This window comes from Microbacterium sp. ZXT2-5 (genome assembly GCF_055329545.1).
In genome coordinates this window covers 691,142-714,813 of the sequence record NZ_JBUZWD010000002.1, presented here as the reverse complement: position 1 = coordinate 714,813, position 23,672 = coordinate 691,142, and the positions used below count along the sequence as shown (strand labels likewise).

Genomic DNA, 23,672 nt, shown 5'->3' with positions numbered 1-23,672 from the left:
TAGAAGGATGCTCCGGACGATCGACCTGCGGGGACGCACGCTGTCTCCCGCGGAACTCCTCGCCACCGTTCCCCGCGCCGCCGCCGCCCGCGAGGAGGCGCTCGCCACCGCGGCGCACATCGTCGACGACGTCGCGGCGCGCGGCGAAGCAGCTCTCCGCGAGCAGGCCGAGCGCTTCGACGGGGTGGCCGGCCACGACCTCCGGGTGCCGGCGGAGCACCTCGACGAGGCGCTCGCGGCGCTCGATCCCGCCGTCCGCGCGGCACTGGAGGAGGCCATCCAGCGCGTGCGGGAGGCATCCGCCGCGCAGGTGCCGTCGCCCTCGGTGACCGAGCTCGGCCCGGGCGCACGGGTGACGCAGCGGTGGCAGCCGGTCCGCCGCGTCGGCCTCTACGTGCCGGGCGGCAAGGCGGTCTACCCGTCGAGCGTCGTCATGAACGTCGTCCCCGCGCAGGTCGCCGGCGTCGCCGAGATCGCCCTGGCCTCGCCGCCGCAGCGCGGATTCGGGGGCCGCGTGCACCCGGTGATCCTGGGGGCCGCGCGCCTCCTCGGCGTCACCGAGGTCTATGCGATGGGAGGCGCCGGCGCGATCGGCGCGCTGGCGCACGGCGTGCCGGCGCTCCGCCTCGAGCCCGTCGACGTCGTCACCGGTCCCGGAAACAACTTCGTCGCCGCCGCCAAGCGCGCCGTGGCGGGCCTGGTCGGGACGGATGCCGAGGCCGGCGCCACCGAGATCCTCATCGTCGCGGACGACAGCGCCGACGCCGACCTCGTCGCCGTCGACCTCATCAGCCAGGCCGAGCACGACGAGCAGGCCTCTGCCGTGCTCGTGACCACGTCGGAGCGCCTCGCGCAGGACGTGGTCGCCGCGATCGCGCCGCGCGCAGCGGCGACCCGCCACGCGGAGCGTGTGGCGGCCGCGCTCGGCGGACCGCAGTCCGCGATCGTGCTGGTCGACGACCTCGCCGCCGCCACCGCGTTCAGCAACGCGTACGCCCCCGAGCACCTCGAGCTGCACGTGACCGACCCGCGCCCGCAGGACTTCGTGCACGCCGGGGCCGTCTTCGTGGGCGACGACTCGCCGGTGAGCCTCGGCGACTACCTGGCGGGGAGCAACCACGTGCTGCCGACCGGCGGGCAGGCGCGCTACTCGGCGGGGCTCTCCGCCGCCACGTTCCTGCGCCCGCAGCAGGTGATCGAGTACGACCGCGGCGCGCTGGCGGCCGTCCGCGACGCGATCGTCACCCTCGCCGAGGCGGAGGCGCTCCCCGCGCACGGCGAGGCGATCACCGCGAGGTTCGGCGCTCGACAGGGCCAGGAGCCCGTCGTCGAGGACCCGGCGTAGGCTGTCTGCACCATGCACTGCCCCTTCTGCCGTCACGCCGATTCGCGGGTGATCGACTCCCGCACGAGCGACGACGGGCTCAGCATCCGTCGCCGTCGTCAATGCCCGCAGTGCGGGGGCCGGTTCACCACCGTCGAGACGGCGAGCCTGAACGTCATCAAGCGCTCCGGCGTGATCGAGCCGTTCAGCCGCGAGAAGGTCATGTCGGGGGTCCGCAAGGCCTGCCAGGGCCGCCCGGTGACCGAGGCCGACCTCGCGGTGCTCGCGCAGACCGTCGAGGAGAGCATCCGCCAGACCGGAGCGTCGCAGCTGGATGCGAACGAGATCGGGCTGGCCATCCTGGGTCCGCTGCGCGACCTCGACGAGGTGGCCTACCTGCGCTTCGCGAGCGTCTACCAGGCGTTCGACTCGCTGGAGGACTTCGAGTCGGCGATCGAGCAGCTCCGCGTCGACCACGGACGCGCTCCCGCGCGCGCCGAGGGCGTCGCCGGGGACTGACCGCCGAGGCCCGGAGTGCCGAGCCGATAATCTAGGGGGGATGTATCCCCTCCTCTTCCGCACCGTGCTGTCGCGCATGGATCCCGAATCCGCCCACCACGCCGCGATGCGGGTCATCCGGGTGCTCGGCGTGCCGCCGTTCTCATGGGCCGCCCGTGCGGTGACGCGCCCGGCGCCGGAGCTGGCCACCACCGCGCTCGGCCTCCGGTTCGACTCGCCGTTCGGCGTGGCCGCCGGATTCGACAAGGACGTGAAGGGCGCCGCGGGGCTCTTCGCGCTGGGATTCGGGCACGTGGAGGTGGGCACCGTCACGGCCATCCCGCAGGAGGGCAACCTGCGACCCCGGCTCTTCCGACTCATCCCCGACCGCGCCGTCGTGAACCGCATGGGGTTCAACAACCACGGGGCGGAGGCGGCCGCGGACCGCCTGCGCAAGCTGCGTGCACGCAGGCGCCGTGGCGTGATCGGGGTCAACATCGGCAAGAGCCGCGTGGTCGAGGTGGCCGACGCGACCGCCGACTACGTGCGCAGTGCGACGCTCCTGGCTCCGCTCGCGGACTACCTCGTCGTGAACGTCTCGTCCCCGAACACGCCCGGCCTGCGCGGCCTGCAGGCCGCCGAGACGCTGCGTCCGCTCCTGGAGGCGGTCCGCGAGGCGGCCGGCGCGACCCCGCTGCTGGTGAAGATCGCCCCCGATCTGCCCGATGACGAGATCGTCGCGATCGCCGGGCTCGCCGTGGACGCGGGCCTCGCCGGCATCATCGCCACCAACACGACGGTCTCGCGCGACGGGCTGATCACAGACCCCGGGACGGTCGCCGCGGCGGGTGAGGGGGGACTGTCGGGTGCGCCGCTGAAGGTGCGCTCACTCGAGGTGCTGAGGCTGCTGCGTGCGAGCGTTCCCGCGGCCTTCTGCGTCATCTCGGTCGGCGGCGTCGAGACGGCCGCCGACGTGCAGGAACGGTTGGATGCCGGTGCCACGCTCGTGCAGGGCTACACGGCGTTCCTCTACCGCGGCCCGCTCTGGGCTCGTCAGATCAACCGCGGGCTCGTCGGGCGACGCTGAGCGCGCTGGGCGGGCTGGGCCGGGGAGGCGCCTCGCTCAGGCGGGCTTCTGGCCGCGCTTGACCTGCGGCTTGGGCAGGCGGAGGAAGCGCATCTGGACGGTGCGCATCGCGGCGTACCAGCCGAGGCCCTTCTCCATCTTGTCGGCGCCGAACTTCTTCTTCACGGCGCGCTTGACCGAGATCGAGGTGATCACCATGTCGCCGATGACGAAGAGGATGAAGATCCACAGACCGACGAACGCGTAGTACTGCAGCGCGGCGATGGGCAGGAACGTGGCGAGGATGACGAGCACCATGGCCGGCATCACGGCCTCACCGAGGTGCCATCCGGCGTCCACCCAGTCGCGGGCGAACTTGCGCTGGGCGCCCTGATCGCGCGCCGGGAGGTAGCGGGGGTCGCCGGCCGCCATGCCGAGACGGGCCTTCTCGCGCTGGGCGGCGAGGTCCGCGCGGGCGCGGGCCTTCGCCTCCTTCGTGTCGGGCACGAGCGGCCGCTTCCGGGCGGCCTCCCGCTCGGCGCGGGACGGCGTGGCGCGGCCCTTGCCGGCGGGCGTGCCGTTCAGGACGGTTCCCTCGCTGGGAGCGTCGTTCGGAACGGGGGCGGAGTTCTTGGCCACGGATCATCCTCGAGTGCGGAGAAGGGGTGCACTTAAGATTACCCGCATGACCTCTGAGCTCTCCCGACAGGATGCTGTGCGTGACGCGGCGGCCTCCGGCATCCCCTCCGCCCTGGCCGATCTCGGCACCCTCGTGCGCATCCCCTCCATCGCCTTCCCCGGATTCGACCCGGCAGCGGTGCAGCGCAGCGCCGAGGCGGTGGCCGAGCTCGTTCGCGAGACCGGGCTGTTCGAGACCGTCGAGATCCGCCGCGCGACCATCCCGGAGACGGGGGAGCAGGGCAACCCCGCCGTGCTGGCGACGCGCGCGGCCCGCAACGGCCGCCCGACGATCCTGCTCTACGCGCACCACGACGTGCAGCCCGTCGGCGACGAGGCGCTCTGGGAGTCGGCGCCGTTCGAGCCCACGGTGCGCGGCGGCCGTCTCTACGGGCGCGGCGCCGCCGACGACAAGGCCGGCATCATGGCGCACGTCGCCGCGCTCCGCGCGCTCAAGGAGGCGCTGGGCGAGGACTTCGACCTCGGGGTCGCACTCTTCTTCGAGGGCGAGGAGGAGGCGGGATCCCGCTCCTTCGCCCAGTTCCTCTCGGACAACGCCGCCGCCCTGCGCGCCGATGTGATCGTGGTGGCGGACTCCGGCAACTGGGACGACAAGACGCCGGCGCTCACGGTGTCGCTGCGCGGCAACACCCGGTTCACGCTGCGCGTGCGCACGCTCGAGCATGCATCCCACTCCGGGATGTTCGGGGGAGCGGTGCCCGACGCCATGATGGCGACGGTGAAGCTCCTCGCGACGCTCTGGGACGCCGACGGCGCGGTCGCCGTCGCGGGCCTGACCGAGCGGGATGCCGAGACCCCTCCGTACAGCGAGGAGACGCTGCGCGACGAGGCGGGCCTTCCCGACGGCGTCTCGCCCGTCGGCCGCGGAACGATCCTCGGCCGCATCTGGAACAAGCCGTCGATCACGGTGACGGGCATCGACGCGCCGAGCGTCGTGAACGCCTCGAACACGCTCACGCCCGAGGTCTCGGTGGTCATCAGCGCGCGCATCGCCCCTGGGCAGCCGGCGCGCGAGGCTTACGCCGCCATCGAGGCGCACCTGCGCGCACACGCGCCGTTCGGCGCGCAGCTGGAGTTCAGCGACCAGGACTACGGAGACGCCTTCCTCGTCGACACGAGCGGCTGGGCCGTCGCGGCGGCACGCGAGGCACTCCACGAGGGCTACGGGGTCGCGCCGGTCGACATCGGCGTGGGCGGGTCGATCCCGTTCATCGCCGACCTCGTGCGCGAGTTCCCTGGTGCGCAGATCCTCGTCACCGGCGTGGAGGACCCGCACTCGAAGGCGCACAGCCCCAACGAGTCCCTGCACCTGGACACGTTCCGCAACGCGGTGCTCGCGGAGGCGCTCCTGCTGGAGAAGCTCGACGGCCGGACCCCGCACGAGGGGTAGGCCGTGGGCCGCCGCACCGCAAACCGGGGTCGCGGAGCCTCCTCCCGGCGGGCGCGCGTACAATCGAGGCATCCCGCCGCCGATCGCCTCGGCGGCCCGTCCGGAGGAGTGCCATGACCGACACCGCACTGACGACCGAGCAGACCGCCCGCGACCACGGTGTGCTGCTGACCGATGCCGCCGCCGGAAAGGTGAAGAGCCTGCTCGAGCAGGAAGGACGCGACGACCTGCGTCTGCGCGTCGCCGTCCAGCCGGGCGGATGCAGCGGCTTGATCTACCAGCTCTACTTCGACGAGCGCTATCTCGACGGCGACAAGACGGTGGACTTCGACGGCGTCGAGGTCATCATCGACGACATGAGCGTCCCGTACCTCGACGGCGCCACCATCGACTTCAAGGACACGATCTCGGAGCAGGGCTTCACGATCGACAACCCGAACGCCGCCGGCTCGTGCGCGTGCGGCGACAGCTTCCACTGAGTCAGCGCCGACCGACGGTCGGCTGAGGATCCGAGCACTTCGCGGCGGGTCCGGTGCGCCTTTTTATGGCGCCCGGGCCCGCCTTTTTCGTCTTCGCACGCCGATTCAGCCTGAGTGAATGGCCTGAATGGCCTGGGCGCTTGCCCTAGACTTGCAGGAGTCCTGTTCGTGATCGGAAAGGTGCAACGTGCCTTCGAAACGCCGTATCCGCTGGGCCGTTCTCCCGCTCGGGATCGCGGCGGCTGCAGTCCTCGCCGGATGCACCCCGACCGAGCTCAACGGCTTCCTGCCCGGGTTCACCGAAGACGGCCAGGCGGCCACGAACCGCACCGACATGGTGAGCGGGCTCTGGGTCAACTCGTGGATCGTGCTGCTCGTCGTGGGCGTCATCACGTGGGGTCTCATGGGCTGGGCGGCGATCGCGTACCGGCGTCGCAAGGGCCAGATGGGACTTCCGGTCCAGCTGCGCTACAACATGCCCATCGAGATCTTCTACACGGTGGTGCCGCTCATCCTCGTGATCGGGTTCTTCGCATTCACCGCGCGCGACCAGACGATCCTCGAGACGCAGTACGACGACCCGGACGTCGAGATCACGGCGATCGGCAAGCAGTGGTCGTGGGACTTCCAGTACGAGGGCGAGTCCGAGGACGACACGGTGTGGACCATGGGCGTCCAGGCCGAGACCGACGAGCGCGGCGACGTCGTCAGCGACCTGCCGACACTGGTCCTCCCCGTCGACCAGACGGTGAAGATCAAGCTCCAGTCGCGCGACGTCATCCACTCCTTCTGGATCATCGACTTCCTGTACAAGAAGGACATGTACATCGGGAAGGACAACTACTGGTCCTTCACGCCCACCCGCGAGGGCAGCTACGCCGGCAAGTGCGCCGAGCTCTGCGGCGAGTACCACTCCATGATGCTGTTCAACGTGGAGGTCGTGAGCGAGGCCGAGTACGACGAGTACCTCGCGACGCTCCGCGACGCCGGCCAGACCGGCGACATCAACGACGCCTACGACCGCCTCCAGAACCTCCCGGGCACGGGATCGGGCGAGGCGTCCGAGGAAGAGGGAGACAACTGATCATGGCGACGACGCTTCCGCTTCAGGAACCGACGCAGGGTCGCCCGACCACCCTGCCGCCGCGTCAGGCTGCGCTGCTCAGCGCCACGCGCGTCGAGGACAAGGGCAACATCATCGTCAAGTGGATCACCTCCACCGACCACAAGACGATCGGCTACCTCTACCTCATCTCGTCGGTCCTGTTCTTCCTCCTCGGCGGGGTGATGGCGCTGATCATCCGCGCCGAGCTGTTCGAGCCGGGGATGCAGATCATCCCGACCAAGGAGCAGTACAACCAGCTGTTCACCATGCATGGCACGATCATGCTGCTGATGTTCGCGACGCCGCTGTTCGCGGGCTTCGCCAACGCGATCCTGCCGCTGCAGATCGGCGCCCCCGACGTCGCCTTCCCGCGCCTGAACGCGTTCGCATTCTGGCTGTTCCTGTTCGGCTCGACCATCGCGGTCGCCGGCTTCCTCACCCCGCAGGGCGCCGCGTCGTTCGGCTGGTTCGCCTATCAGCCGCTCGCGAACGCCTCGTTCTCGCCCGGCGCCGGCGGCAACCTCTGGATGCTCGGGCTCGGCATGAGCGGCTTCGGCACGATCCTCGGTGCCGTGAACTTCATCACGACGATCATCACGATGCGCGCGCCCGGCATGACCATGTGGCGGATGCCGATCTTCTCGTGGAACACGCTGGTCACCAGCATCCTGATCCTGATGGCGTTCCCCGTGCTCGCCGCGGCGATCCTGGCCGCCGCCGCCGACCGCGTGCTCGGCGCCCACATCTACGACCCGCAGAACGGCGGCGTGCTGCTGTGGCAGCACCTGTTCTGGTTCTTCGGCCACCCCGAGGTGTACATCATCGCGCTGCCGTTCTTCGGCATCGTGTCGGAGATCTTCCCGGTCTTCAGCCGCAAGCCGATCTTCGGCTACAAGACGCTCGTCTACGCGACGATCGCCATCGCGGCGCTGTCGGTCGCCGTGTGGGCGCACCACATGTACGTCACCGGTGGAGTGCTGCTGCCGTTCTTCGCCCTCATGACGATGCTCATCGCGGTGCCCACGGGCGTGAAGATCTTCAACTGGATCGGCACGATGTGGCGAGGCTCGGTGACGTTCGAGACGCCGATGGTGTTCGCGCTCGGCTTCCTGGTGTCGTTCGTGTTCGGCGGTCTCACCGGCGTCATCCTGGCGTCGCCGCCGCTGGACTTCCACCTGTCCGACTCGTACTTCGTGGTCGCGCACTTCCACTACGTCGTGTTCGGCACCGTCGTGTTCGCGATGTTCGCCGGCTTCTACTTCTGGTGGCCCAAGTGGACGGGCAAGATGCTGAACGAGCGTCTGGGGTACGTCCACTTCTGGATGCTCTTCATCGGGTTCCACATGACCTTCCTCATCCAGCACTGGCTGGGCGTGGACGGCATGGTCCGCCGCTACGCCGACTACTCGGAGGCGGACGGCTGGACGTGGCAGAACCAGGTCTCGACGGTCGGCGCCATCCTCCTCGGCGCCTCGATGATCCCGTTCCTGTTCAACGTGTGGATCACCGCCCGCAAGGCGCCGAAGGTCACCGTGAACGACCCGTGGGGCTACGGGGCATCGCTCGAGTGGGCGACCTCCTGCCCGCCGCCGCGCCACAACTTCACGTCGATCCCGCGCATCCGCAGCGAGCGTCCCGCGTTCGACCTGAACCACCCCGAGGCGGGCATCCCCGTGGGCGTCGGGCCGGCCAAGGACGCTCCCGAAGCCCCGACTGTCGACCTCGCCGAGGGAGAGGTGAAGTAAGTGCGTACCAACGCCGGACTCTGGTGGCTGCTGTCCGCCTTCTTCCTCGTCGTCGCGGTGGTGTACACCGCGTGGAACCTGCTGTCGCACTGGGACACCAACGCCACCGGCGGCCAGCAGATGTGGGAGACGGTCACCCTCTCGATCGAGTGGGTCGGCAGCATCGCCCTGCTGTTCACCGCCTTCATGGCCGCGCTCATCGCGTTCTACGTGGGCAAGGTGCACAAGGCGCAGGGCGGTGAGCTGCCCGAGGACCTGCTCACGGCGGACATCGACGACGGCGACCCCGAGCTCGGCGAGTTCAGCCCGTGGTCGTGGTGGCCGATCGTCCTGGCGTTCTCGGCGGCTCTCGCCATGATCGGCCTCGCGGTGGGCGCCTGGCTCATGCCGATCGGCATCGCGGTCTTCGTCGTCGCGATCGTCGGCTGGGTCTACGAGTACTACCGCGGCTACTTCGCCCGCTGATCCGGGATCAGCCGAACTGAGCGACTTCTCGCGCGACGTACGCGGGGTTCCGTCACCGACGGGACCCCGCGTACGGCTGCATGCGGCCGCATACTCGGACATCGGCCCGCATCGGGCGGTGAACCAGGATGCGGCGTTCACGGCCCCCTGGGGTGCTGCCGTGGCGGACGGCGTCGGCGGCGGCCCCGCAGGCGACCTCGCCTCGGCCGCATTCGTCCACCGGCTGGCCGCCGGACGCGTCGGCGCTGTGGAGCCGGAGGCGCTGGCGACGAGCGTCCGGGCGGCGAACTGGGACCTGCGTGCGCACGTGGAGCGGGACGTGACCCTCAGCGGCATGGCCACCACATTCACCGGACTGTTCGTGTCGAGTGCCGGGGATCTCCTCCTGGCGCACACGGGCGACTCCCGTGCGTACCGGCTTCGGGACGCGGCGCTCGTGCAGCAGAGCCGCGACGACTCGCTCGTCCAGGCGCTGCTGGAGCAGGGGCTGGTGTCGGCGGAGGACGCGCTGGCGCATCCGCACCGGAACATCATCACGGCGTCGCTGGGCGGCAGGGAGCGCGACGCGGCCAGTGTCGACGTGCACGAGGCGCGCATCGGCGACAGGTGGATGCTGTGCAGCGACGGGCTCACCGACTACGTTCCCGAGGCCGAGATCCACGCGATGCTCGCCTGGCATCCCGACCCTGCTGAGGCCGCACGTGCGTGCGTGGAGCTGGCGCTGACCGCCGGAACGCACGACAACGTGACGGTCGTCGTGTGCGACGTGCTCCCGGAATCCGGGGCCGATGCCGGCGAGACGGCGGGCACGGCGTTCTACGGGTCCGCCGCCGTGCGCTTCATGGAAGGGCTGTAGGACGAGCCGCTACCCGGGGAGCGGTACGCTCAGCCGGCCACGGGCGCGCGCACGACCATGACCTGCGCGTCGAAGACGCGGGGGAGCGGGCCTTCGTCGTTCTCGACGGGCTGTCCTTCGCGGACCCAGTACTCGTAGCCGCCGATCATCTCCCTGACGCTGTACCCGAGCTTCGCGAACTCCACCGCGCCCTTCGCTCCGGCGTTGCAGCCGGGGCTCCAGCAGTACACGACGACCGGTGTCGACGCGTCGATCTCCTGCGGAGCACGCTCGGCGATCTCGCGGTAGGGCATGTGGACGGCCCCGGGAACGCGTCCCTGCGCCCACGCCTCGTCGCCCCGCACATCGACGAGCACGAACTGCTCGCCGGCCTTCTGGGCGGCGTACACGTCGGAGGCATCGGTCTCGAGGGCGAGTTTGGCGGAGAAGTACGAGAGCGCGTCGATCATGCTTCCACGCTAAGGCAGGCACGCCGCGGCGGCCGTCCGGACGTCGGACACCGGCCGTGCGATTCCTGCCGTTCGAGACGAGGTGGAGTCGTCGCGCACCTATCAGGCCGACATGACGGATGCCCCGGCACGATCTGGGCGATCGTGCCGAGGCATCCGTCGGCGAAGCGTCGAGCTCTACGCGCCGGGCTCCTTCTCGCGGTTGCGCGGCGCCTTGGTGCCTGCATCCGGCTCGGGGACGATGACGTTCGAGGGGCGCACCGGGATCTCGCCGTGCTTGCCGTCATCGATCGGCTTGTGCGGGGCATCCGGCACACCGGCGCGCTCGTGGGCGCCCTGCAGCTCGAGGTCTTCCTCCGCCGCGATGTGCTCGAGATCGTGGTGCTGGTGGGCCAGCGCCGCGTCCAGCTCGCTCTGCGTCACCGGGGTGAGGCGGTCCTCGAAGAACCAGCGCGAGATGGACGCGCGGAGGTTCTCGTGCCACGGAATGCGGCCCTTGGCGTTCGGACGCACGACGAGCGGCTCGTAGGAGTCGAAGTCGGCGAGCTTGAAGCGCTCGTACTCGTCGACCGGCTGGTGCACCTCGATGTACTCGCCGCCCGGGAGGCGGACGATGCGGCCCGACTCGTAGCCGTGCAGCACGATCTCGCGGTCCTTCTTCTGAAGGGCGATGCAGATGCGCTTGGTGACGAAGTACGCGATGATCGGGCCGATGATCAGCAGCACCTGGAGGGTGTGGATGACACCTTCCATCGTGAGCCAGAAGTGCGTGGCGATGATGTCGGACGACGCCGCCGCCCACATGACCGCGTAGAACGTGACACCGGCCGCGCCGATGGCGGTGCGGGTGGCCGCGTTGCGCGGGCGCTGGGCGATGTGGTGCTCGCGCTTGTCGCCGGTCACCCACGCCTCGATGAAGGGGTAGATGATGACCAGCACCAGGAAGATGCCGATGATGCCGAGCGGAACCAGGATGTTGAACGACCACGTGCGGTCGAGGAAGACGACCTCCCAGCCCGGCGGGATGAGGCGCAGCATGCCGTCGGCGAAGCCGATGTACCAGTCCGGCTGGGTGCCGGCGGACACGGGGGACGGGTCGTAGGGCCCGTAGTTCCAGATCGGGTTGATCGTGAACAGCGACGCGATGAGCACGATCACGCCGAACGTGATGAACAGGAAGCCGCCCATCTTCGACATGTACACGGGCATCATCGGGTAGCCGACGACGACGCTGTTGGTGCGACCGGCCCCCGCGAACTGCGTGTGCTTGTTGATCACCATCAGCATGAGGTGCACGACCAGCAGGGCCACCAGGATCGCCGGCAGCAGCAGGATGTGCAGGGTGTACAGGCGTCCGACGATGGCGGTGCCGGGGAACTCGCCGCCGAACAGCAGGAACGAGGTCCACGTGCCGATCAGCGGGATGCCCTTGACCATGCCGTCGATGATGCGCAGGCCGTTGCCCGACAGGACGTCATCGGGGAGCGAGTATCCGGTGAAGCCCTCGCCCATCGCCAGGACGAACAGGACGAAGCCGATCACCCAGTTGAGCTCGCGCGGCTTGCGGAAGGCGCCGGTGAAGAACACGCGGAGCATGTGCACGCCGATGCCGGCGACGAACACGAGCGCGCCCCAGTGGTGGATCTGGCGGACGAGGAGGCCGCCGCGCAGGTCGAACGAGATCTCGAGCGTCGAGGCCATCGCCGCCGACATCTCGATGCCGCGCATGGGCAGGTACGCGCCGTCGTAGTGCGTCTCGGTCATCGAGGCCTGGAAGAAGAACGTCAGGAACGTTCCCGAGAGCAGGACGACGACGAACGCCCACATCGCGATCTCGCCCAGCATGAACGACCAGTGGTCGGGGAAGATCTTGCGTCCGAGCTCCTTCACGAAGCCGGAGAGGCTCGTGCGCTCGTCGATGTAATTGGCGGTGGCGCCGATGAAGCGGCCGCCGAGAGGCTTGTCGCGCCCGTTCGAGGAGACGGGAGCGCCGGGAGCCTCAGGCTGGGTGACGGTTGGGGTGCTCAATGACGCTCCCAGAAGCTCGGGCCGACGGGTTCGGTGAAGTCGCTGCGCGCGACGAGGTAGCCCTCATCGTCGACGGTGATGGGCAGCTGCGGCAGCGGGCGGGCGGCCGGGCCGAAGATGACCTTCGCCTGGTCGGTCACGTCGAACTGCGACTGGTGGCAGGGGCACAGCAGGTGGTGGGTCTGCTGCTCGTACAGCGCGACCGGGCATCCGACGTGCGTGCACACCTTGGAGTAGGCGACGATGCCGTCGTACGACCAGTCCTTGCGGTCCTCGGGCTCGGTCAGCTGCTCGGGGAGCAGACGGACGAGGAGGACGAGGGCCTTCGCCTTCTCTTCGAGGTAGCCCTCGCTGTGCGACAGCTCGGCCAGCGCCTCGGGGATGACGTGCACGGCGGAGCCGAGGGTCAGATCGGCGGCGCGGATCGGCTCGCCGGTCGGGTCGTGCGCGAGACGCATTCCCTCGGTCCACATGGTGTGCTCGAGGAGGAACACCGGGTCGCCCGCGTGCGGGTGCTCGGGGGAGCTGAAGGGCGCGAGGCCGCGGAACAGCACGACACCGGGCACGATCGAGGCGGCCAGCGCGGCGAACAGCGAGTTGCGGATCATGACCCGGCGACCGAAGCCCGAGTCGGCGTCGGCGTCGGCGAACGCCTGGATGGCGGCCGCACGCGTCGTGTCGCGTCCGCGGGTCGCGTGGCGGGGCTCGACGAACTCCTTGTCGGACATGACGGCCTTCGACCAGTGGATCGCGCCGATGCCGATGGCCAGCAGCGCGAACGCGATGCCGAGACCGATGAAGAGGTTGTTCGCGCGGATGTCGACGATCCGCCCGCTCTCGATGGGGAACAGCATGTAGGCGGCGACCGCCCAGATGCTGCCCGCGATCGACAGGTAGAACAGGGTGTAGACCGTGCGGACCGCGCGCTTCATCGAAGCGGGGTCCTTGTCGGTCATCCGCTCGCGGTGCGGGGGGAGGCCAGGGTTGGTGACCGGGTCGGGGACCGCGACGGCGAGCCCGGGGGAGGGCTTCCAGGTAGCCCTCTCGTGCTCGAGCGGGTCGTCCACGTGGGCCATGCTGCTCCTCGTCAAGTGTTGCTGTGGTGTTCGTCGATCAGTTGGACTTCGCCGTGATCCACACGGTGATGGCGATCAGCGAACCGATCCCGAAGATCCAGATGAAGAGGCCCTCGGAGACCGGGCCGAGCGAGCCGAGCGAGAACCCGCCCGCGGACTCGTTGTCCTGCAGGTAGAGCAGGTAGGTGATGATGTCGCGCTTCTCTTCGGTGGTCAGCGTCATGTCGTTGAACACCGGCATGTTCTGCGGACCGGTGACCATGGCCGCGTACATGTTGAGAGGCGTCGTGGTGTGCAGTGCCGGGGCGTACTTGCCCTCGGTGAGCGCACCGCCGGCGCCGGCGACGTTGTGGCACATCGCGCAGTTGATGCGGAACAGCTCGCCGCCCTCGGCCGCGTTGCCCTCGCCGTCCAGGACCTCCTCGTCGGGGAAGGTCGGTCCGGGTGCGATCGACTGGATGTAGGCGCCGATCGCCTCGATCTGCTCGTCGGTGAACTGCACCGGCTTCTGCGGGGCCTGCGGCCCCTGCGCCTGCAGCGGCATGCGGCCCGTGCTCATCTGGAAGTGCACCGCCAGCTCGCCGACGCCGTAGAGCGACGGGCCGTCCTCGGTGCCCTGCACGTCGAGCCCGTGGCAGGTGGCGCAGTTGGCCTGGAACAGCCGCTCGCCGTCCTCGACGGTCAGCGCGGAGTCCACCGCGGTCTCGGTGGTCGTGGCGGCCATCGCGGCGGAGGCGCCCGCGTAGACGCCGCCGGTGATGAGCAGGCCGATGCCGATGAGCGCTGCGGCGGCCCAGGGGCTGCGGCGGCCTTTCGAGCGGCGCGTGGTCTCTCGTGCCATGTCGGGGTTCAGCTCCGCTCTCACTTGAGGAAGTAGATGACGAGGAAGAGGGCGATCCAGACGACGTCGACGAAGTGCCAGTAGTACGACACGACGATCGAGGACGTCATCTCTTTGCGCCCGAAGTTCTTGACGGCGTACGCGCGCCCGATGACGAGCAGGAACGCGATGAGGCCGCCGGTGACGTGGAGGGCGTGGAAGCCGGTGGTCAGGTAGAAGGCGGACGCGTAGGCGTTGGCCGTGATGGGCATGCCCTCGGCGACGAGCTGTGCGTACTCCCACACCTGGCCCGAGACGAAGATCGCACCGAGTGCGAAGGTCAGCCAGAACCACTCGACCATGCCCCAGCCCAGCCAGCCGCGCTTCTTGGTCGAATACGGCTGGAAGCGCTCGGCGGCGAAGACGCCCATCTGGCACGTGACGGACGACAGCACGAGGATGATCGTGTTGACGGTCGCGTACGGGATGTTCAGAAGCTGCGTCTCTTCCGCCCACAGTTCGGGGGAGGTGCTTCGGAGGGTGAAGTAGATCGCGAACAGGCCCGCGAAGAACATCACCTCGCTGCCGAGCCACACGATGGTGCCGACAGCGACCGGATCCGGCCGCTTGACGGACCGCATGGCCTGGGAGTAGGTCGCTGTGGAGGTCGTCACGCTCCCCATTATGGCCGATTCGGGACGCAGAGTTCCGCACCGCGGACCATCTCTTCGGCCGGATGTGAAGTTAGGAGAACCTAAGAGTTCCCTGCGACTCTGCCTTGAACACGTGGTGAAGACGCGGAATCGGCGCCGCCGGGACGCCGTGTCACGAAAAGGTTCCGATTCACGGGCCCGGCTAGGCTTCTTCGTTATGGCGGAGTTGTACACCTGGCCGGCGATCCTGACCGCGCTCCTCGAGCGCCGCGACCTCAGCGTGTCGGAGTCGACGTGGGCGATGCGGCAGATCATGTCGGGCAGTGCGACGCCCTCGCAGCTGGCCGGCTTCCTGATCGCGCTGCGGGCGAAGGGCGAGACGGTCGACGAGATCGTGGGCTTCCGCGACGCGATCCTCGAGGCGGCCCTCCCGCTCCCCGTCGACGCCGCGGTGCTCGACATCGTCGGCACCGGCGGCGATCGCTTCGGCACGGTGAACGTCTCGACCATGGCCGCACTGGTGGCCGCGGCATCCGGCGTCCCCGTGGTCAAGCACGGCAACAAGGCGGCGAGCTCGTCGTCGGGCTCGTCGGACGTTCTGGCCGCCCTCGGGGTCGACCTCGCGCTCCCGCCCGAGGCGGTGGCCGAGACGCTGTCCCGCGCGGGCATCACGTTCGCGTTCGCGGCGGCCTTCCACCCCGGCTTCCGTCACGCCGGCGCCACGCGCGCCGAGCTGGGCGTGCCGACCGTGTTCAACTTCCTCGGCCCGCTGTGCAACCCGGCGCGGGCAGAGGCCAACGCCGTCGGCGTCGCGCACCTCGACCGGGTGCCCCTCATCACGGGCGTCTTCCGCACCCGGGGCGCCACGGCGCTCGTCTTCCGCGGCGACGACGGGCTGGACGAGCTCACCACGACCGGCCACAGCCGGCTGTGGGAGGTCAGCCGGGGCGACATCCACGAACACGACCTCGACCCGCGCGATCTGGGCATCCCGCTCGCCGACATCGACGACCTGCTCGGCGGCGACCCGGCGCACAACGCGAAGGTGGTTCGGCGCGTGCTCGACGGCGAGGCGGGCGCCGTGCGCGACATCGTGCTGCTGAATGCCGCCGCCGGAATCGTCGCGTACCGGCTGTTCCGCGATGCGACGCAGGTGCAGCGGCCCATCCTGGAGCGCCTGGCCGAGGCCCGGGACGACGCCGCGCTGGCGATCGACAGCGGCGCCGCGACGGCGACGCTCGACCGCTGGGTCGAGGCCACGCGGTCGTTCGCGGCCTGAGCCCCGGCGCGACCCCTCCCGGCGCGTGGTCTTCCGCGGCGCGCGGCGTCCCCGCTAGCGTGTGGCGCAAGACGTCCCGTTCCGAGGAGGCAGCATGAGCCAGGTTGAGCCCCGCACCGCCGACGTGATCGAGCCCCCCGAGAAGAAGGTCGGCCTCGTGAAGGCCGTGGGCATCCTCGGAATCGTCGGCGGCATCCTGCTGATCGTCGTGGGCATCATCGCCTGGATCGGCGTCACCACCCAGCTGACGGCCGAGAACATCACGATCCCCGATGACGCCGCGGCGTTCCAGGGGCAGCAGGTGACGGGGCCCTTCACCGCCTATGTGCAGGCCGACATCATCAACCAGCACGCGCTGGAGGCGTCCGGCGGGAAGACCTACGCCGAGCTCGACCAGGACGACCCGGTGCGCGCGACGGTGATGCAGGCGTCCTTCCTCCGGGCGTCGCTCTTCACCTCCGTGGTCGCCTACGGGGTCGCGCTCTTCGCCGCCGGCATGGGAGTGCTGGCGATCCTGTTCGGGTGGGCGATCCACCGCCTCGCCGACGTCCCCGTCGTGATCAAGCGGGCGAATGTCGTCTGACCTCGCCCGCAGCCACGCGTGAACCCGCACGACGCGCTCACCGAGATCGCGACGCTGCTCGAGCGCGAGCGGTCGTCGAGGTACAAGTCCAAGGCGTTCCGGGCCGCAGCCGACGCGATCGCGGGGCTGAGCGACGAGGAGCTGCGGGATGCCGCATCGCTGCGCCGGCGCAAGGGCATCGGCGAGTCCACGTTCGCTGTCATCCAGCAGGCGCTGTCGGGCGAGGTGCCCGGGTACCTCGCCGACCTGCGGGAGCGCGCCGGGGTGCAGCGGACGTCGTCGCTGCGGCCCCTGCTGCGCGGTGACCTGCACTCGCACAGCGACTGGTCCGACGGCCTCACCTCGATCGACCTCATGGTGGCGGCCGCGCGGTCGCTCGGGCACGAGTACCTCGCCCTGACCGACCACTCGCCCCGGCTGCGGGTAGCGAACGGACTGTCGCCCGAGCGCCTGCGGGCGCAGCTCGAGGTCGTCGGGGGGATGAGCGGGGACGGGTTCACGCTGCTGTCGGGGATCGAGGTCGACATCCTCGAGGACGGCGCGCTCGACCAGGAGCCGGAGCTGCTGGGAGAGCTCGACGTCGTGGTGGCCTCGGCCCACTCGAAGCTGCGCATGGAGCGCGCGCCGATGACCAGACGCCTGGTCGCGGCGGCGCGCAACCCGCACGTGGACGTGCTCGGGCACGTCACCGGGCGTCTGGTGGAGGGCTCCCGCGGCACGCGCCCGCCCTCGACGTTCGATCCCCGCGCGGTCTTCGAGGCGTGCGCCGAGCACGGCGTCGCCGTGGAGATCAACTCGCGCCCCGAGCGGCAGGACCCGCCGGATGAGCTGATGGCGCTGGCGCTGGAGATCGGATGCCTCTTCTCCATCGATTCGGACGCCCATGCGCCCGGGCAGCTCTCGCTGCTGGACTACGGCGCCGAACGGGCGGAGCGGCTGGGCGTACCCGCCGAGCGCATCGTCACGACGTGGCCGCTGGAGCGGCTGCGCGCGTGGACGGGCCGCGACCGCTGACGACAGCCCGACTGCTGCCTACAGCGCGTCCAGGGCGTCGACGATGCGCGTCATCGCGCCGGTGAGGGCCCACCGCTCGGCCAGCGCGGCGGCATCCGCTCTCGCGCTGTCGTCCAGGGGGCGCAGACGGGGATCGGGGACCTCGAGCGGCAGGTCGCGGACGACCGCGACCACCTGTGGTGCGACGGCCAGATAGGGCAGACCCGCCAGCACCTTGGAGCGCACCCCCGCCGACATGCCCTCGCCCGCCTGCGCGGCGGCGATGATGCCCTCGAGATCGCCGTGGGTGGCGAGCAGGCCGGCCGCGGTCTTCTCGCCGATACCGGCGACGCCCGGCAGCCCGTCCGACGAGTCGCCGCGCAGCGTCGCGTAGTCGGCGTACTGCGAGGGGAGGACGCCGTACTTCGCCACGACCGACGCGTCGGTGAGCACTTCGAGGTTGCTCATGCCCCGGGCGGTGTAGACCACGCGCACGTCGCGTCCGTCGTCGACGAGCTGGAACAGGTCGCGGTCGCCCGTGACGATGTCGACGGGCATCGCCGCGGTCGTCGCGAGGGTGCCGATCACGTCGTCGGCCTCATGCGCCGGCGCGCCGACGATCCGGATGCCGAGGGTGTCCAGCGCCTCGCGGATCACCGGCACCTGCACCTCGAGGGGGTCGGGGACGACCTCGACGTCGGGCCCGCCGGCGACGACCTCGGCGACGCGGTGCGTCTTGTAGGTGGGGATGAGATCGACCCGCCACTGCGGCCGCCAATCGTCGTCCCAGCAGGCGACGAGGTGGGAGGGGCGGTAGGTGGACACGAGCCTCGTGATGATGTCGAGGAAGCCGCGCACCGCGTTCACGGGCGTGCCGTCGGGCGCCCGCACGGTGTCGGGGACGCCGTAGAACGCGCGGAAGTACAGCGAGGCGGAGTCCAGCAGCATGAGGCGTTCTGTCACGCGTTCATCCTGGCACGCGGGTCCGACGGCGCGCCCACCGGGCCGAGGCACGCGTCGTTCACCCGCCGGACGTCCGTCGGTCGCCTGCCGGCACCCGTCGCGTTCACGTCTCGCGCCCACCGTGGGGAGACAGCGGTGAGAGGAGACGCCATGGGCCGCGAGGACGTGCTGGCGTGGGTGGAGTCGCCGCTCCAGCTCATCGGCGCCGCCGAGTGGGCCGCCGCGCATCGCACGGCGGTCCCGGTCGCCGGGCGCCTCACGGCGCAGATCTCGGCGACCGCCGACGAGCTGCTCGCCCGTGGGGCCGCGTTCGGCGAGCTCGCGCCCTACCTCGGCATCCCGTGGAGCCTGCTCGCCCGCCATGACCACTGGCTCGTGGGCGACGGCTTCTCGGGGCAGTTCCGTCTGGCCGCCGCCGTCCTGCGGCCGCGTCGGATCACGTTCCTCGACGACGGCGGACTCGCCGTCGCGTTCGCCGACACGCTCTTGGGCCGGCGCCCGTACGCGCGGCCGCACGTCGACGAGCGCGGTCTCACGACGATGGTCGCCCCGCTGGCCGCGGAGCTGGTGCACCGTCGCGCCGCGGCGCGGCGGGTGAGCGTGTTCACCGCCTTCGACCTGGGCGCGGACCGCTTCGACGCGCTGGCCGACCGCGGCTTCGGCATCCGTCGACACGATTTCTCCTGGACGCGCGCGACGGCGCCCGCCGCGCCCGAGCTCGGGCCGCGCATCGTGCTCGGCAGTGCGCTGCCGGTCGACGGCCGCATGATGCTGGTGGACTACCTGCGCTGGGTGCGGGATGCCACGGCCGGCGCCGCGGTCTATCTGCCGCATCGCCGCGAGACGCAGGAGCAGCTCGACGCCGTCGCGACGCTGCCCGGAGTGCGGATCCATACGACAGGGCTGCCGGTCGAGCTGGTGCTCGCGGGCGCCCGCGAGGCGCTGGACGTCCACACGCTGCCGTCGAGCACCGCTACGACGCTTCCGCTGGTGCTGGCGGGCACGGGCGCCGTCGTGCGCACGGGCGCCGCGCGGCCCTCCGCGCGAAGGGCGGCCGCATGAGCGAGGCCGTCGCGATCATCCCCGCGCGGGGCGGGTCGAAGGGCATCCTGCGCAAGAACCTGCAGCGCGTGGGCGGGGTGCCGCTGGTGGCGCGCGCCGTCGACGCCGCTCGCCGATGCCCCGCCATCGACCGCGTTGTGGTGACCACCGACGACGCCGACATCGCCGCCGTCGCCGCCGAGTGGGGCGCCGAGATCGTCGAGCGCCCCGCCGACCTCTCGGGCGACGGGGCCGGCTCCGAGAGCGCGCTGCTGCACGCGCTCGATGTGCTCGAGGCGCGGGGGGTGGATGCGGGGATCGTGGCCTTCCTGCAGGCGACGTCGCCGTTCCTCGACGTCGATGCGCTGACCACCGCGGTGCAGCTGGTGCGCTCCCGCCGGCGCGACAGCGTCTTCTCCGCGGTCGAGACCTACGGGTTCCTGTGGCGGAAGGGCGGCGGGGGCGCGGCCGAGGCGATCAACCACGCCGCCGACGTGCGCCCGCGCCGCCAGGACCGCGATCCGCACCACCTCGAGACGGGCGGCTTCTACGTCCTGCGGGCCTCCGGTCTCCGCGCCGCGCGCCACCGCTTCTTCGGCAGCATCGGCATCGTCGAGGTTGACCCGCGCACGGCGATCGAGATCGACACCCTCCAGGAGCTCGAGACGGCCCGCGCGGTCGCCGGCCTGATCGACCGGGCGCCCGACGGCCACGGTGCGGCGATCGCCGCCGACGCCGTCGTCACCGACTTCGACGGCGTGCACACCGATGACCGGGTGCGGGTCGATCAGGACGGCATCGAGTCGGTCGCCGTCAGCAGGTCCGACGGCATGGGCGTGTCGCTGCTGCGTGCGGCCGGCATCCCCTTCCTCATCCTCTCCACCGAGGCGAACCCGGTCGTCGCCGCGCGCGGCCGCAAGCTCGGCGTCGAGGTGCGGCATGGAGCGGCCGACAAGGCGGCCGTCCTGCGCGACTGGGCGGCGGGGCGCGGCATCCCGCTCTCCCGCATCGCCTATCTCGGCAACGACGTCAACGACCTCTCCTGCCTCGAGCTCGTCGGGTGGCCGGTCGCCGTCCCCGACGCGCACCCGCTCGTGCTCTCCGCCGCGCGCGTCGTCCTCGACCGGCCCGGGGGCTCCGGCGCCGTCCGGGACCTCGCCGAGCGCGTGCTCGCCGGACGCAGCCCCGCGACGCCCGCAGGAGCACCCCGACAGGTCCACGAACACGCCGCCGATGCGGCATCCGATCACCCCACCGCACCACTGGAGGCCTCATGACCGTCACCATCGGATCCCGCGTCGTCGGGGGCGGACGCCCCGCCTACGTCATCGCCGAGATCGGACTGAACCACAACGGCGACGTCGAGCTCGCCAAGCGGCTCATCGACGTCGCCGCCGACGCCGGCGCAGACGCGGTGAAGTTCCAGAAGCGCACCCCCGAGATCGCGACGCCCGAGCACATGCGCGACGTCGCCCGCGAGACCCCGTGGGGCACGATGTCGTACCTCGAGTACCGCCGGCGCGTGGAGTTCGACCGGGATCAGTACATCGAGATCTCCGATCACGCGCTGCTGCGCGGCCTCGAGTGGTTCGCCTCGCCGTGGGACGTGCCGAGCATCGCGTTCCTCGAGGACCTCGGCGTCGTCGCCCACAAGGTGGCGTCGGCATCGGTGACCGACCGCGAGCTGCTGGAGGCGCTGCGCGACACCGGCAAGCCCGTGATCCTCTCCACCGGCATGTCGACGATCGAGCAGATCGACGCGGCGATCGACATCGTGGGAACCGACCGCCTGCTGCTGATGCACGCCACCTCGACCTACCCGATGGAGCCTGCCGAGGCGAACCTGCGCATGATCCCGACGCTGCGCGACCGGTATCCGGGCGTCCCCGTCGGGTATTCGGGGCACGAGCGCGGCCTGCAGATCTCGCTCGCCGCGGTCGCCCTCGGCGCGGTGGCCGTCGAGCGGCACATCACCCTCGACCGCACCATGTGGGGCTCGGACCACGCGGCGTCCCTCGAGCCGACGGGCCTCGCGCACCTCGTGCGCGACATCCGCGTCATCGAGGCCGCGCTCGGCGACGGCGTCAAGCGGGTGTACCCCGGCGAGCTCGCGCCGATGGCGAAGCTGCGCCGCGTGCCGGCGTGACGGCGACGACCGGCGACGGCGCGCGGCTGCGGATCGTCGCGATCGCCGACACCGACTCGTACGTGAAGTGGGCCGCGGCGCTGCTCGGCGGCGTCGCGGACCGGTGGGATGCCTCGCTCCTGGTGCTCGAGACGCCGCTCGTGGTCAGCGCACCGCAGCTGCGCGCGGCGCTCCGGGGCAGCGGCCTGGATCGTGACCGGGTCGAGCGCGTGACGTACGACGGGCTCGCCGCGCGGCTGTCGGAGCTGCGCGCCGACGTCGTCGTCCTCGGTGCGCGCGGGCCGCTCGTCCGTGTGCTCGCCCGGGATGTCGCCGCCCTGGCGCCGCGTCCTGTCGTGGTCACGGGGCTGCCCGGGATCGCGATCCCCGCCACGCGCAAGGCCGTCGTGTACCGCCTGCAGTGCGACCTGTTCGTGATGCACTCCCGACGCGAGCTGCGGGAGTTCGCCGCCCTGTCGGCACGCACCGGCTACGCGCACCGCTACGCCCTCGCGACGCTGCCGTTCGCACGCGGCGCGGCGGTGGCGGGGACAGGCGCGCGCGACGAGCGCGGGGCGACGGGCGGCACCGACCTCGTCTTCGCCCCGCAGGCCAAAGTGCCCGCCGGCCGCTCCGACCGACTCGGGATCGCGCGGCTCATGGTGCGGGCGGCCGTCGCCGATCCGTCGCGGCGGGTGGTCGTGAAGCTGCGGGCCGCGAGCGGGGAGCACCAGACCCACCTCGAGCAGGACGGATACCCCGAGCTGCTCGCCTCGCTGGGGCCGCTGCCGCCCAACCTCGTCACCTCGACGGGCCCGATGGGGGAGGCGCTCTCGACGGCCGAGGGGCTCGTGACGGTCAGCTCGACCGCCGCGATCGAGGCGGTCGCCCGCGGCGTCCCCGTCATCGCGCTGGACACCTACGGAGTGTCGCCGCAGCTGATCAACGAGACGCTCGCCGACGCGGATCTGCTGGCCTCCGAGCACGACGTCGTCGCGCGGCGGTTCCGCCATCCCGACCCGGAGTGGCTCGACGACAACTACTTCCACGATCCGGCCGAGGACGACTGGGCCGACCGGGTCGAGGAGCTGGTCACGGCGCGCCGGTCCGGGATGCTGCCGGGGCGCGCCGCCTTCGCACGGCGCGGCGGCGCCCTCCGAGACGCGTGGGAGCGCAAGGTCGCCCTCGGACGCAGCGACACCTCTCCGGCGGGTGCGGTCGCCCTCGTCATCGGCGTGCCGCTGCGGGCGCTCGCGCGCCTCGCCGGCCGGCTGCGCGCTGCGATCGGGTTCGGCGCTCAGCAGCCCGCCGCGGAGGAGTCCTCGGCGCACGTCCGGTCGACGAGCGCCGTGCGCGCCTCGACGATGCGGACGCCGTAGCCCGGCCCGGCCGCGCGGACGACACCCGGCACGGCGTGCCACGCGCCGCTGCCGAAGTCGACGGATGCCGCGTACTCGACGGTCACCGACACGTCGTAGGTGCCGCGCTCCCGGTACACGTGGCTCGTCGCGGTCGGCGTGAACTGCCCCTGTCCGAGCGACGTCCACGACGCGCCCCCGGTCGTGGAGCGTCCGACGGTGCCGTCGCCGTGGTCGAACACGTACGCGGTCGGCAGGAACCGCACCGTCACGTCCCAGCCCAGCACGGTCCCCGGGATGCGCTCCTCGGATGCCGTCGCCAGCAGGTTCGTCGGCATGCCCACGACCCCGAAGCCGGCCGGCTCGCCGCCGAGCGTCGGCGGCGAGGGGCGGAACGACGCGAGATCGGCGAGCGTCACGTCGGGGATCCCGACCACGCTGTACTCGATGCAGCGGTTCAGCGGCCCGCAGTCCTCGGGAGGCGCGGGGGATGGCGTGAAACCCGCTCCGTCCCGATCCTCCTGTGGGTTGCTGCCTGTCCCATCCGTGCCCGGCCTGCTGGCATTGCCTGACACCACCACCTGTTCGTCCGTGGCATAAGAGCAGAGGCCCGCCTGCAGTTGTGCAGCTGTGCACTGATTAGCCGAGAATGCCGCCGTGTTAGGCAAGAGCATCGT

General features: G+C 70.9%; 24 protein-coding genes. 16 read left to right on the top strand and 8 right to left on the bottom strand.

All coding sequences use genetic code 11. The features are described 5' to 3' along the window. The first annotated feature begins 7 nt into the window (after positions 1–7). The 3 genes from hisD to ACZBH1_RS16910 are packed head-to-tail and all read left to right on the top strand — an operon-like array spanning position 8 to position 2,909. Entirely contained in the window at positions 8–1,345 is a 1,338-nt protein-coding gene (gene hisD / locus ACZBH1_RS16920) for a histidinol dehydrogenase (RefSeq protein ID WP_463646994.1), read from the top strand. Positions 1,346–1,357: 12 nt separating this feature from the next. After that, positions 1,358–1,843: a transcriptional regulator NrdR gene (gene nrdR, locus ACZBH1_RS16915; RefSeq protein ID WP_336397803.1), complete on the top strand. Its 486-nt coding sequence runs from the start codon at positions 1,358–1,360 to the stop codon at positions 1,841–1,843. A gap of 40 nt (positions 1,844–1,883) precedes the next feature. Then, positions 1,884–2,909: a quinone-dependent dihydroorotate dehydrogenase gene (locus ACZBH1_RS16910; protein ID WP_463646993.1), complete on the top strand. Its 1,026-nt coding sequence runs from the start codon at positions 1,884–1,886 to the stop codon at positions 2,907–2,909. 36 nt (positions 2,910–2,945) lie between these two features. Here the strand turns inward: ACZBH1_RS16910 and ACZBH1_RS16905 are convergent, their stop codons facing one another. Continuing rightward, positions 2,946–3,527: a DUF3043 domain-containing protein gene (locus ACZBH1_RS16905; RefSeq protein ID WP_463646992.1), complete on the bottom strand. Its 582-nt coding sequence runs from the start codon at positions 3,525–3,527 to the stop codon at positions 2,946–2,948. Between the two features lie 46 nt (positions 3,528–3,573). Between ACZBH1_RS16905 and ACZBH1_RS16900 the strand changes: the two genes are divergently transcribed. From ACZBH1_RS16900 to ACZBH1_RS16875, 6 genes are all read left to right on the top strand, one after another. Further along, a complete protein-coding gene (locus ACZBH1_RS16900; RefSeq protein WP_463646991.1) occupies positions 3,574–4,977 on the top strand; it encodes a dipeptidase in 1,404 nt (467 codons plus the stop codon). Between the two features lie 113 nt (positions 4,978–5,090). Next, the gene (gene erpA, locus ACZBH1_RS16895; protein ID WP_336397807.1) at positions 5,091–5,456 is read left to right on the top strand and encodes an iron-sulfur cluster insertion protein ErpA; all 366 of its coding nucleotides are present in this window, start codon (positions 5,091–5,093) and stop codon (positions 5,454–5,456) included. 187 nt (positions 5,457–5,643) lie between these two features. Further along, a complete protein-coding gene (ctaC, locus tag ACZBH1_RS16890; protein WP_336397808.1) occupies positions 5,644–6,540 on the top strand; it encodes an aa3-type cytochrome oxidase subunit II in 897 nt (298 codons plus the stop codon). A gap of 2 nt (positions 6,541–6,542) precedes the next feature. Beyond that, on the top strand, positions 6,543–8,306 hold the full coding sequence (gene ctaD / locus ACZBH1_RS16885; RefSeq protein ID WP_336397809.1) for an aa3-type cytochrome oxidase subunit I: 1,764 nt from the start codon (positions 6,543–6,545) through the stop codon (positions 8,304–8,306). Beyond that, a complete protein-coding gene (locus ACZBH1_RS16880) occupies positions 8,307–8,771 on the top strand; it encodes a cytochrome c oxidase subunit 4 (protein ID WP_336397810.1) in 465 nt (154 codons plus the stop codon). It begins immediately after the preceding gene. 118 nt (positions 8,772–8,889) lie between these two features. Then, positions 8,890–9,627, top strand: a complete 738-nt coding sequence (locus tag ACZBH1_RS16875) for a PP2C family protein-serine/threonine phosphatase (RefSeq protein ID WP_463646990.1) — start codon at positions 8,890–8,892, stop codon at positions 9,625–9,627. A gap of 29 nt (positions 9,628–9,656) precedes the next feature. Here the strand turns inward: ACZBH1_RS16875 and ACZBH1_RS16870 are convergent, their stop codons facing one another. The 5 genes from ACZBH1_RS16870 to ctaE all read right to left on the bottom strand — a co-directional run bounded on the left by ACZBH1_RS16870 (position 9,657) and on the right by ctaE (position 14,683). Continuing rightward, entirely contained in the window at positions 9,657–10,076 is a 420-nt protein-coding gene (locus tag ACZBH1_RS16870; protein ID WP_463646989.1) for a rhodanese-like domain-containing protein, read from the bottom strand. A 177-nt stretch (positions 10,077–10,253) separates the two neighbouring features. Then, positions 10,254–12,104, bottom strand: a complete 1,851-nt coding sequence (gene qcrB / locus ACZBH1_RS16865) for a cytochrome bc1 complex cytochrome b subunit (protein ID WP_378880524.1) — start codon at positions 12,102–12,104, stop codon at positions 10,254–10,256. After that, the gene (qcrA, locus tag ACZBH1_RS16860; protein WP_336397813.1) at positions 12,101–13,180 is read right to left on the bottom strand and encodes a cytochrome bc1 complex Rieske iron-sulfur subunit; all 1,080 of its coding nucleotides are present in this window, start codon (positions 13,178–13,180) and stop codon (positions 12,101–12,103) included. The genes qcrB and qcrA overlap by 4 nt, the downstream gene beginning before the upstream one ends. Before the next feature lie 37 nt (positions 13,181–13,217). Continuing rightward, positions 13,218–14,021: a cytochrome bc1 complex diheme cytochrome c subunit gene (gene qcrC / locus ACZBH1_RS16855; RefSeq protein WP_336397814.1), complete on the bottom strand. Its 804-nt coding sequence runs from the start codon at positions 14,019–14,021 to the stop codon at positions 13,218–13,220. A 20-nt stretch (positions 14,022–14,041) separates the two neighbouring features. Next, on the bottom strand, positions 14,042–14,683 hold the full coding sequence (gene ctaE / locus ACZBH1_RS16850; protein ID WP_336397815.1) for an aa3-type cytochrome oxidase subunit III: 642 nt from the start codon (positions 14,681–14,683) through the stop codon (positions 14,042–14,044). Between the two features lie 187 nt (positions 14,684–14,870). Here ctaE and trpD point away from each other — a divergent pair, with 187 nt between their 5' ends. The 3 genes from trpD to ACZBH1_RS16835 all read left to right on the top strand — a co-directional run bounded on the left by trpD (position 14,871) and on the right by ACZBH1_RS16835 (position 17,529). After that, on the top strand, positions 14,871–15,932 hold the full coding sequence (trpD, locus tag ACZBH1_RS16845) for an anthranilate phosphoribosyltransferase (RefSeq protein ID WP_452324284.1): 1,062 nt from the start codon (positions 14,871–14,873) through the stop codon (positions 15,930–15,932). Between the two features lie 94 nt (positions 15,933–16,026). Further along, entirely contained in the window at positions 16,027–16,515 is a 489-nt protein-coding gene (locus ACZBH1_RS16840) for an aromatic ring-opening dioxygenase LigA (RefSeq protein WP_336397817.1), read from the top strand. An 18-nt stretch (positions 16,516–16,533) separates the two neighbouring features. Beyond that, entirely contained in the window at positions 16,534–17,529 is a 996-nt protein-coding gene (locus ACZBH1_RS16835) for a PHP domain-containing protein (protein ID WP_463646988.1), read from the top strand. Positions 17,530–17,547: 18 nt separating this feature from the next. On the opposite strand, the gene ACZBH1_RS16830 is transcribed toward ACZBH1_RS16835, so the two are convergent. Continuing rightward, on the bottom strand, positions 17,548–18,471 hold the full coding sequence (locus ACZBH1_RS16830; protein ID WP_463646987.1) for a 5'-3' exonuclease: 924 nt from the start codon (positions 18,469–18,471) through the stop codon (positions 17,548–17,550). A 150-nt stretch (positions 18,472–18,621) separates the two neighbouring features. On the opposite strand from ACZBH1_RS16830, the gene ACZBH1_RS16825 reads away from it, so the two are divergent. Genes ACZBH1_RS16825 through ACZBH1_RS16810 form a run of 4 tightly spaced genes read left to right on the top strand, consistent with a single transcriptional unit; the run spans position 18,622 to position 23,016 of the window. Beyond that, a complete protein-coding gene (locus tag ACZBH1_RS16825; protein ID WP_463646986.1) occupies positions 18,622–19,533 on the top strand; it encodes a hypothetical protein in 912 nt (303 codons plus the stop codon). Further along, entirely contained in the window at positions 19,530–20,789 is a 1,260-nt protein-coding gene (locus tag ACZBH1_RS16820) for a cytidylyltransferase domain-containing protein (RefSeq protein ID WP_463646985.1), read from the top strand. Before ACZBH1_RS16825 ends, ACZBH1_RS16820 begins: the two co-directional genes overlap by 4 nt. Continuing rightward, positions 20,786–21,658 (top strand): N-acetylneuraminate synthase family protein, encoded by an 873-nt coding sequence (locus ACZBH1_RS16815; RefSeq protein WP_336397823.1) that lies wholly within the window; start codon positions 20,786–20,788, stop codon positions 21,656–21,658. The genes ACZBH1_RS16820 and ACZBH1_RS16815 overlap by 4 nt, the downstream gene beginning before the upstream one ends. Continuing rightward, positions 21,655–23,016, top strand: a complete 1,362-nt coding sequence (locus ACZBH1_RS16810; protein WP_463646984.1) for a DUF6716 putative glycosyltransferase — start codon at positions 21,655–21,657, stop codon at positions 23,014–23,016. The genes ACZBH1_RS16815 and ACZBH1_RS16810 overlap by 4 nt, the downstream gene beginning before the upstream one ends. Here the strand turns inward: ACZBH1_RS16810 and ACZBH1_RS16805 are convergent. Continuing rightward, on the bottom strand, positions 22,935–23,432 hold the full coding sequence (locus tag ACZBH1_RS16805) for a hypothetical protein (RefSeq protein ID WP_463646983.1): 498 nt from the start codon (positions 23,430–23,432) through the stop codon (positions 22,935–22,937). The two genes, ACZBH1_RS16810 and ACZBH1_RS16805, sit on opposite strands and share 82 nt — an antisense overlap. Positions 23,433–23,672: the final 240 nt, after the last annotated feature.

What these genes read in the sequence shown, in the direction of transcription:
- ACZBH1_RS16840 (WP_336397817.1), top strand. Translation starts at nt 16,027, where the DNA reads ATGAGCCAGGTTGAGCCCCGCACCGCCGACGTGATCGAGCCCCCCGAG.
- ACZBH1_RS16815 (WP_336397823.1), top strand. Translation starts at nt 20,786, where the DNA reads ATGACCGTCACCATCGGATCCCGCGTCGTCGGGGGCGGACGCCCCGCC.
- ACZBH1_RS16910 (WP_463646993.1), top strand. Translation starts at nt 1,884, where the DNA reads ATGTATCCCCTCCTCTTCCGCACCGTGCTGTCGCGCATGGATCCCGAA.
- nrdR (WP_336397803.1), top strand. Translation starts at nt 1,358, where the DNA reads ATGCACTGCCCCTTCTGCCGTCACGCCGATTCGCGGGTGATCGACTCC.
- ACZBH1_RS16900 (WP_463646991.1), top strand. Translation starts at nt 3,574, where the DNA reads ATGACCTCTGAGCTCTCCCGACAGGATGCTGTGCGTGACGCGGCGGCC.
- hisD (WP_463646994.1), top strand. Translation starts at nt 8, where the DNA reads ATGCTCCGGACGATCGACCTGCGGGGACGCACGCTGTCTCCCGCGGAA.
- ACZBH1_RS16825 (WP_463646986.1), top strand. Translation starts at nt 18,622, where the DNA reads ATGGGCCGCGAGGACGTGCTGGCGTGGGTGGAGTCGCCGCTCCAGCTC.
- ctaD (WP_336397809.1), top strand. Translation starts at nt 6,543, where the DNA reads ATGGCGACGACGCTTCCGCTTCAGGAACCGACGCAGGGTCGCCCGACC.
- trpD (WP_452324284.1), top strand. Translation starts at nt 14,871, where the DNA reads ATGGCGGAGTTGTACACCTGGCCGGCGATCCTGACCGCGCTCCTCGAG.
- ctaE (WP_336397815.1), bottom strand. Translation starts at nt 14,683, where the DNA reads ATGGGGAGCGTGACGACCTCCACAGCGACCTACTCCCAGGCCATGCGG.
- ACZBH1_RS16870 (WP_463646989.1), bottom strand. Translation starts at nt 10,076, where the DNA reads ATGATCGACGCGCTCTCGTACTTCTCCGCCAAACTCGCCCTCGAGACC.
- qcrC (WP_336397814.1), bottom strand. Translation starts at nt 14,021, where the DNA reads ATGGCACGAGAGACCACGCGCCGCTCGAAAGGCCGCCGCAGCCCCTGG.
- ACZBH1_RS16820 (WP_463646985.1), top strand. Translation starts at nt 19,530, where the DNA reads ATGAGCGAGGCCGTCGCGATCATCCCCGCGCGGGGCGGGTCGAAGGGC.
- erpA (WP_336397807.1), top strand. Translation starts at nt 5,091, where the DNA reads ATGACCGACACCGCACTGACGACCGAGCAGACCGCCCGCGACCACGGT.
- qcrA (WP_336397813.1), bottom strand. Translation starts at nt 13,180, where the DNA reads ATGGCCCACGTGGACGACCCGCTCGAGCACGAGAGGGCTACCTGGAAG.